7 protein-coding genes are annotated in these 7,415 nt (G+C 55.9%); 5 read left to right on the forward strand and 2 right to left on the reverse strand.

Going from position 1 to position 7,415, the window contains the following annotated elements; genetic code table 11:
- The 4 genes from IGS51_RS11460 to IGS51_RS11475 form a co-directional block, all read left to right on the forward strand.
- The coding region (locus tag IGS51_RS11460) for an ATP-binding protein (RefSeq protein ID WP_297078518.1) at positions 1-1,146 on the forward strand (1,146 nt) is incomplete at its 5' end.
- Positions 1,147-1,284: 138 nt separating this feature from the next.
- The gene (locus IGS51_RS11465) at positions 1,285-1,950 is read left to right on the forward strand and encodes a response regulator transcription factor (protein ID WP_297078519.1); all 666 of its coding nucleotides are present in this window, start codon (positions 1,285-1,287) and stop codon (positions 1,948-1,950) included.
- Positions 1,951-2,553: 603 nt separating this feature from the next.
- Positions 2,554-2,772 (forward strand): hypothetical protein, encoded by a 219-nt coding sequence (locus tag IGS51_RS11470; protein ID WP_297078520.1) that lies wholly within the window; start codon positions 2,554-2,556, stop codon positions 2,770-2,772.
- Between the two features lie 301 nt (positions 2,773-3,073).
- Complete coding sequence (locus IGS51_RS11475) at positions 3,074-5,470, forward strand: T3SS effector HopA1 family protein (protein ID WP_297078521.1); 2,397 nt, start codon at positions 3,074-3,076, stop codon at positions 5,468-5,470.
- Positions 5,471-5,491: 21 nt separating this feature from the next.
- Here the strand turns inward: IGS51_RS11475 and IGS51_RS11480 are convergent, their stop codons facing one another.
- Positions 5,492-5,812 (reverse strand): hypothetical protein, encoded by a 321-nt coding sequence (locus IGS51_RS11480; RefSeq protein WP_297078522.1) that lies wholly within the window; start codon positions 5,810-5,812, stop codon positions 5,492-5,494.
- A 26-nt stretch (positions 5,813-5,838) separates the two neighbouring features.
- Entirely contained in the window at positions 5,839-6,702 is an 864-nt protein-coding gene (locus IGS51_RS11485; protein WP_297078523.1) for a M48 family metallopeptidase, read from the reverse strand.
- A gap of 443 nt (positions 6,703-7,145) precedes the next feature.
- Here IGS51_RS11485 and IGS51_RS11490 point away from each other — a divergent pair, with 443 nt between their 5' ends.
- Positions 7,146-7,361 carry a hypothetical protein gene (locus IGS51_RS11490; RefSeq protein WP_297078524.1) on the forward strand — a complete coding sequence of 72 codons (216 nt, stop codon included), beginning with the start codon at positions 7,146-7,148 and terminating at the stop codon, positions 7,359-7,361.
- Positions 7,362-7,415: the final 54 nt, after the last annotated feature.

Here is a 7,415-nt window from a genome sequence, read left to right on the forward strand (position 1 = left end):
CCCGCCGATAACGAGTTTTTGCTGACGTTTTTGGACGGCGAGTTTGATCGCTCCAGTCCCCGCGCTGTCCCCAAGTCCCTAGATTTATCTAGCCCGCTGGCTCAGGAGTTTGCAGAAATTGCCACACCCCGGCGGCGCTGGGTGACCCTGCCGGATGGGGAAATCATCATTTATCAGGCAGAACCGATTTTTCGGGAAGGTAGCCGGGGCGTGTTTGTCGTCGCGCATCTGCTCTCGGCTGAACTGAGGGGGATAGACGAGGCGATCGCCATCGTGATTCAGGTGATGCTGACGGTGCTAGTTCTGACCGCCATTGTGGGGTGGTTTGTGGCTCAGCGAGCCTTGGAGCCGCTCAACCTGTTAACCCAGGCCGCCAAGACCGTGAGCGAGTCTGATCTAACTCAGCGCATTCCAGTGCATGGCGTAGACGAAATCAGCGAACTGACGCTGCGGTTCAACGAAATGCTAGATCGATTGCAGCTTACTTTTGCCGCCCAGCGCGATTTCGTCAGCGACGCGGGGCACGAACTGCGAACGCCCATCACTATTATTCGCGGACATCTGGAACTGCTGGGCGACGACCCCACCGAGCAGCGCGAAACCCTCGACCTGGTGACCGATGAGCTAGACCGCATGAGCCGCTTTGTGGATGACTTGCTGCTGCTGGCGCGGGCAGAGCAGCCCAATTTCTTGCGGATGGAAATGGTGAACGTGGCCACTCTGGCAGAGGAGCTATTTGCCAAGGCAAAGGCCCTGGGCGATCGCCAGTGGCGGCTAGAAAACCATGCTAGGGGCTGGATTGTGGGCGATCGCCAGCGGTTGACTCAGGCGGTGATGAACCTGGCCCAAAACGCCACCCAGCACACCCAGCCCAGCGACACCATCACCCTGGGCACGGCGCTCGATCGAGATAAAGTTCGCTTTTGGGTACGCGACACGGGCAAAGGCATTCCCCAGACAGAACAGGCTCGCATTTTTGAGCGGTTTGCCCGTTCTATTACCAGCAGGCGACGCTCGGAAGGTGCGGGGCTGGGGCTGGCCATCGTGCGGGCGATCGCCCAGGCCCACGGCGGCACTGTTGAACTGGTCAGCCAACCCGATCAGGGCGCAACCTTTACGCTCGTCATCCCGGTTGATCCGCCCTAAAGCCGATGTCAATTTCTCTCCGCAGCGCTATCTGTGGAATTAGCGAAATGCCCTGGCATCTCTCAAATTAGCCAGCAGATTAGTCATCCAAAATCGCCCATCTAAACTCCAAAATCAGTCCATCCAGAAACGAAGACCATGACCCGCGTGTTGATTGCAGAAGATGAGCCGCGCATTGCTGCTTTTCTAGAAAAGGGATTTCGGGCCAATGGCTTTGCAACGGCGATCGCCCCCGATGGACAAACCGCTTGCAAAATGATTGCCAGCCAGGAGTTTGATCTGCTGATTTTAGACTTGGGACTGCCCAAAAAAGACGGCTGGACGGTGCTGGAGGAACTGCGCGGGCAAGGCGAACAACTGCCCATTATCATCCTCACCGCCAGCGACAGCGTATACGACACCGTTGCCGGGCTAGAGAGCGGCGCAGATGATTACGTCACCAAGCCCTTTCGGTTTGAGGAATTGCTGGCCCGCGCCCGCCTGCGCCTGCGCCACACCCGCACGACCCAGGGTGCCGAAATGCGGCTGCAAGTGGGCAATATCGAGCTAGATTTGCAATCGCATCAGCTTTGCGTGGGCGATCGCCAGATTGAGCTATCGGCCCGAGAATTTGCCCTAGCAGAAACGTTCCTGCGAAATCCAGGGCGGGTACTCAGCCACGAGCATTTACTCAAACACGTCTGGGGTTATGACTATGACCCCGGCTCCAACATCGTCAATGTCTACGTCGGCTATCTGCGAAAAAAGATGGGGAATGGGTACATTGAAACCGTGCGCGGCATCGGTTATCGCTTTCAGCCGTAATACGCCGTGATACGCCGAAATATAAAAATGTCCAAAATCTCAGACGAACATTAATCTAGCTTCAACATTTCAGAGTTGGACTGGATGGCGATCTTAATCTTTTGGGCATCTTTGAAGTCAATTGTGATGCGCTTCTGCGGCATTCAGAGTGTGGTTGCTTGTGCAATGGTCTGCGCTTTTTATGGGGGCGATCGCGCCGCAGACGGCAGACGTAAGCCCGAACGCAAAAGTTCCTAAAACCCAAAACTCATTTTCAAAAATCAGGCAACATTTGCTCTTTTCAAAAAGTTCCTGAATTAGACTGGTAATTTCCAAGGTTCCAGAAATTTTTCAGAACTTATACCTTTGGATATACCCTGGGAGGGGCTTTTCAGTAATATTCTATGTCTTTGGACATAGGCATTTCTTTCACAAATCTCATTGGAAAAATGATGCTTTGATGCCACCCGGGAGAAGTATTAGAAAACTCTAATAAAGGTTGTCTCCTATTGTCTAGCTCGATAGGATGAAGACACATGGAGGAAATACTGAAAAAATGCAAGTGTTCTTGCAGATGCAAGTGTTTCTGAACATGAGTCGATAGTTAGCAATGAGGATCATGCAATGCTTGATAAGCAACTTTCACAACGTCAACCTGCGGGTATCGATTTGTTCCTGGGTATCGAAGGATTGGCGCAAGTACTGAACGAAGAAAACGAGCTGCTGATCACTGGTGGGCGGCGCCGAAACTCCACCCCTCCGCGCCGCAACACCCGCCGGGTAGTGCGCCGTCGTCGGACAACCCGCCGAGTAGTGCGTCGTCGTAATATCTTCACGACCTAATTTTGAATTTCCGCTACGGCGCTTTGTCGATTAGTTGGTTTTAGGTCATAAAGCCTCGATAGCTCCGACGAATCAACTGTTGATTAGGGGGATAAGGATTTAACTCATGACGTATTCATGACTTAAAATCCCTCTTTCGGCAGAAGTTGGCTCTTTAACTTTTTCTAAGCCAGAGCCATAGCCAGAGTCCTGAGTGGCTCTGGCTAAGTTTTTTAGAGCAGTAGTCCATAACAGAAAAACGTTTGCCTGAACTCGTCAGCCCTGGGGACGCTGATTCATGAACTCCGAAATGCATACAGAAATGACGTTTAGATTAGATCATCAGAACGTTTTTGATTATCTAGTGAGGCAAAAGCTGTGCGATCGCCCATCGGAATCCGTTCTTTCTATCGAAACCAAGTCTTCCAAAAACTTTAATTTGCTGGTGCGACTAACGGGCGATCGCCTGCTGCTGGTGAAACAAGAACCGCTGGATGCCCAAGGCAATGCCGCCGGAGATTTGCTGATTGAAGGACAGGTGCAATCTCTGTTTCAGACACATTCTGAACTGAGTAGTTTGATTCCCCTAACGGCGGGCATTTTGCTGTTTGACCCCGTCCATCACATCCTAGTGATGAACTATCTTCAGGACTATCTCGATCTGGAAACTTTCTATGCCGAACGGCAGGTATTTCCAGCGGCGATCGCCCACAGGTTAGGGCATCTGGCCGCACAATTTCACCGCACTACGCTGGACTATTGGCCGATTTATCACCAGCTTCATCCTGACGAGGAGGCGCTTCATCGGGCCGCCCTCCAGCAAACCCAAACGGCGGCCATGGCAGAGGACGAAATTGCCACGATTGTTCCCAATTTTGAAGACGGGTTGGAGTGGCTGACTCCAGAAGATTTGGGGCGGATCGGTGAAGATGGGCTGCGGTTTTTTGAGCTGTATTTTCAGGCTGAGGATCTGCGGAGGGCGATCGCCCATTTAAGCGAGATTTACGACCCCTGCTGCCTGACGCATCAAGATTTCAAGTTTGGCAATGTGCTGTTGCATCGCAACTGGCCGCAGTTGATTCGAGCCGCCTCTAAAGAATTAAAAGAATCAGCAGAATCAGCTAAAAAATCATCCGCGAACGATCAGCCTTTGAATGCTGCCCCGCAACCGCTGCGTCTGATCGACTGGGAAAAGGCAGAATGGGGCGACCCAGCGTTGGATATGGGATTTCTGATTGCTTGCTATTTGCGGCTATGGCTACAGAGTTTGGTGGTGTCGGGGCTGGAGTTGACCGAGGCGCTGCGGCTGGCGGCCACGCCGCTGGAGACTCTCCAGCCGTCGCTGCGATCGCTCGTGCGGGGCTATGGAGCGGCGTTTCCCGAAATGGGGCGATCGCCAGACTTTTGGCAGCGGGCGATGCAGTTTGCGGGCTATAGCCTGATTCGCACGCTGCGGGTCAAGGCGCTACATTTCGAGCCGCTGGGCAATGTGGGCATTTGCACGATGCAGGTGGCGAATTCGCTGCTGAACCGCCCCGCTGCGTCGATTCGGTCGATTTTTGGCGGGCCGCTTCAGGACTGGCTAGACAGTGACACATCTGCCCCAGAATCGGGCAACCAGCCAGATAGCCAATCCGACCTTGCGGCGACATCCGGCTCTGGCGAACTAGCAGGTTCCCCCGCGACAGTTTCAAACGCGACCCCGACGCTCAAGCTGCCGCCCGGAGCGGGGCTAGACGATTTGCTGCGACATCTCCACATCAGCCCAGAGGGACGGATTTATCACGATCGCTGTCCGGCGGCGGTGCTAGTAGAAGACGATCGCCCCTTTGACCAGTTGCCGTCGGAGGTACAGCGCTCCTATCTGCGGCTCCAGCTTCGCAACGTGATCTACGACCTCTATTTCTGCGGCCGACAACTGACCGACCAACCTGCGGCGACGGATCTGCGAAACTCGGTGCAGGCTGGGGTGGATGTGGAATTTTTTGAGCAGCTTAGCGCGGCAAACACAGGACAGGGCTATTTTGACGCGGGCTGGATTGTCACCCAGATCGACGAAACGACGGCCTTGGTTCAGCGTAATGGGTTGATTTTGCGGCTGGAGCGCGATCGCCATTTATCTCCCTCCCAGAAACATCCGGCAGTGGGCGACGCGATTGCAGTGTGGATGCCGCCCCATCGCATGGACGCGAGTTTTTATACCGTTTTGGGCGATCGCGGCCCGATTTCGCCCGATGCGCCAGCGGTGCAGGTCTATTTCAACCTGTCTCCTGCGGGGGCGATCGCCCTCATGCGCGTCCTGATTCCCGCGCTGAATCAGGCAAAACTGCCCTTTTCCCTCGGACTGCTGCACGACCCGGCCGACTATGGGCGACGCGACGCAGCCATCTTGCGGCTGTGCCAGGTCGATTGGGAGACGGCGGCTCCGATGCTGCGGCAGGCTTATCCGATTGTGCGATCGCACCTCCAGCGGGCCGTGCCTCTGTTTACCAAGGCCCTCGCGCCGGGAGTAGGGCTAGCGGAGGAACCGATGGAGGAAGCCTGCGACGAGGCGATCGAGTTTGGGCTGCACCGCGCTCAGTTGGTTGCCGATGGGCTGCTAGACAGCGCCGACCCAACCGCCCGGCTAGCGGCGATCGCCCGTCAGTTTCAGCAGGCAGGGCTGTGGCTTGACCGGCCGTACCTGAATCCTGGTGCAGGCGATCGCTACTCGCTTTGAACGGCTCGACGATTGCTGGGTTTAGAAAATAAACGGCAACACCGGGCGCAGTAGCCGCCGCAGCTTCAGCAGCATCACTGTTTGCCGGATTTCGGGCGGCAGATCGCGGGGTTGTTCCTCAATCGCCGTCTGGCGACTGGTCTGCTGGGTGGCGTGTTCGCTTGCAGTGAGCGGTTCCCCCGTGACGGGCGATCGCCCCTCCAGCACAATCTGCGTCCGCAGCACCTCCTCTGGCACGTCCTCCGGCGGCGGCAGCGCGTGCCCCAAACCGGCCCCAACGCCCATTGCGCCTGCGGTGCCACACACCACGCCCGCGCCAACCCCGGCAATCCAGCGTCTCATTTCACGGTCCTGCTAAGAGAGAGCATTTAGCGCACAAGCGGACGAATCTGGTTGCGATAGTCGGCAGTGTCTAGCCCTTTGCCCTGGGTGAGGGCGGCTTCATCTACCATCTGCCGCAGGCGGGCAGCGCGTTCCCCAGAGTTGGGGTGGGTGCTGAGGAAGGTGGGCACCGAGCCACCCCGCTGCTGGAGTTTTTCCATAAAGCTGACCAGGCCAATCGGGGCATAGCCAGCGCGGATCATGTTGTTGAGGCCGCGCTCGTCGGCTTCGTATTCGTCGCGGCGGCTGTTGGGTCGGTTGATGGCAAGTTCCACACCCAGAGCAACGGCCGTGTTGCGGTCCAGTCCGGCGGCACGGGCGGCTCCAGCGGCGATCGCCCGATCGCGCAACTGCTCGACCGAGTGGCGCGAGGCAATATGCCCAATCTCATGCCCCAATACGCCCGCTAGCTCAGCCTCATTGTCCATTGCTTGCAGCAGCGCAGTGGTGACGTAGACATAGCCGCCCATTGTGGCAAAGGCATTGATCTGGTTGCTCTCGACCACCTGGAAGGTGTAGGGAATCTGGGGGCGATCGCTGTGGGGCACGAGTCCCTGTCCCACGCGGTTAACGTATTCAGAAACCGTCGAATTCCGATAAAGCCGAAACTGCTGCGTCAACAATTGCTGGTTGATCTGCCGACCTAGCTCCAACTCTTGCCGCTCCGACATATTGGAGATTTGAACAATTTGCGCCCCACGAATCAGCAGTTCTAGCCAGCGCGGCACGGTTTGCGAATGAGACGGCGAAGGGCTAAGCACAATTAGCCCAGTTGCCATCACGCCTGCCATCAACCCATAGAGCCAGCGGCGGCGCAGATTGCCAAATTGGTGAAGGAGAAAGTCAATCATGATGCTTTGCCAGAGTGTGGAATGTTGACGTGCAGAGGAGTTCAGGAGTTAGGCGTAACAGATAACAACAAGCTTGCCTGAAGCTTCGGGATTTCTCAAGATCAAAAAATAAACCAGGATTAATCCAGATATGTTGATCGTTGAGACGTAGATTATGCAAAATTGTTGCGCGAGTAGGTATTTTGCGCGGGCCGGTGTGATGACACAGGTGAGGGCGATCGCCCACCAGCCCTTTTTAAGCGTTACTTCCAGGAACTCTCTCTAGCGTTCCACAATCCCTCCAAAAATCACTCTCCCCAACGGTGAAGTTGTGCGGCAGCAGATAACCTTGAACTCTCACGGACAATTTTTCTGCCGCCCGCTTGCTCAGCACTTCTTCGCGGCTACCTGTTGACTCCCTCTCTCAGAGTCTACGTTAGCCCTCGCGATCGCCCTTCATCTCCTTGCACCCGCACCTTTCGGCGATCGCCCTCATCTGGCAGCAACGACAGCTTTGGGCCATCGCCCTTCATCTCCTAGCGCCCGTACCTTTCGGCGATCGCCCCTTATCTCCCAGAACCGACACCTTTGGGCGATCGCCCTCATCTGGCAGCACCGACATCTTTGGGCGATCGCCCTCATCTGGCAGCACCGACATCTTTGGGCGATCGCCCCCCTGATCCCTTTTGGGACGTTGCACACTGACCCAAGTCTGTCGCTACCCAACCTCTGCG

The organism is Thermoleptolyngbya sp. M55_K2018_002, assembly GCF_015295965.1.
Lineage (GTDB): Bacteria > Cyanobacteriota > Cyanobacteriia > Elainellales > Elainellaceae > Thermoleptolyngbya > Thermoleptolyngbya sichuanensis.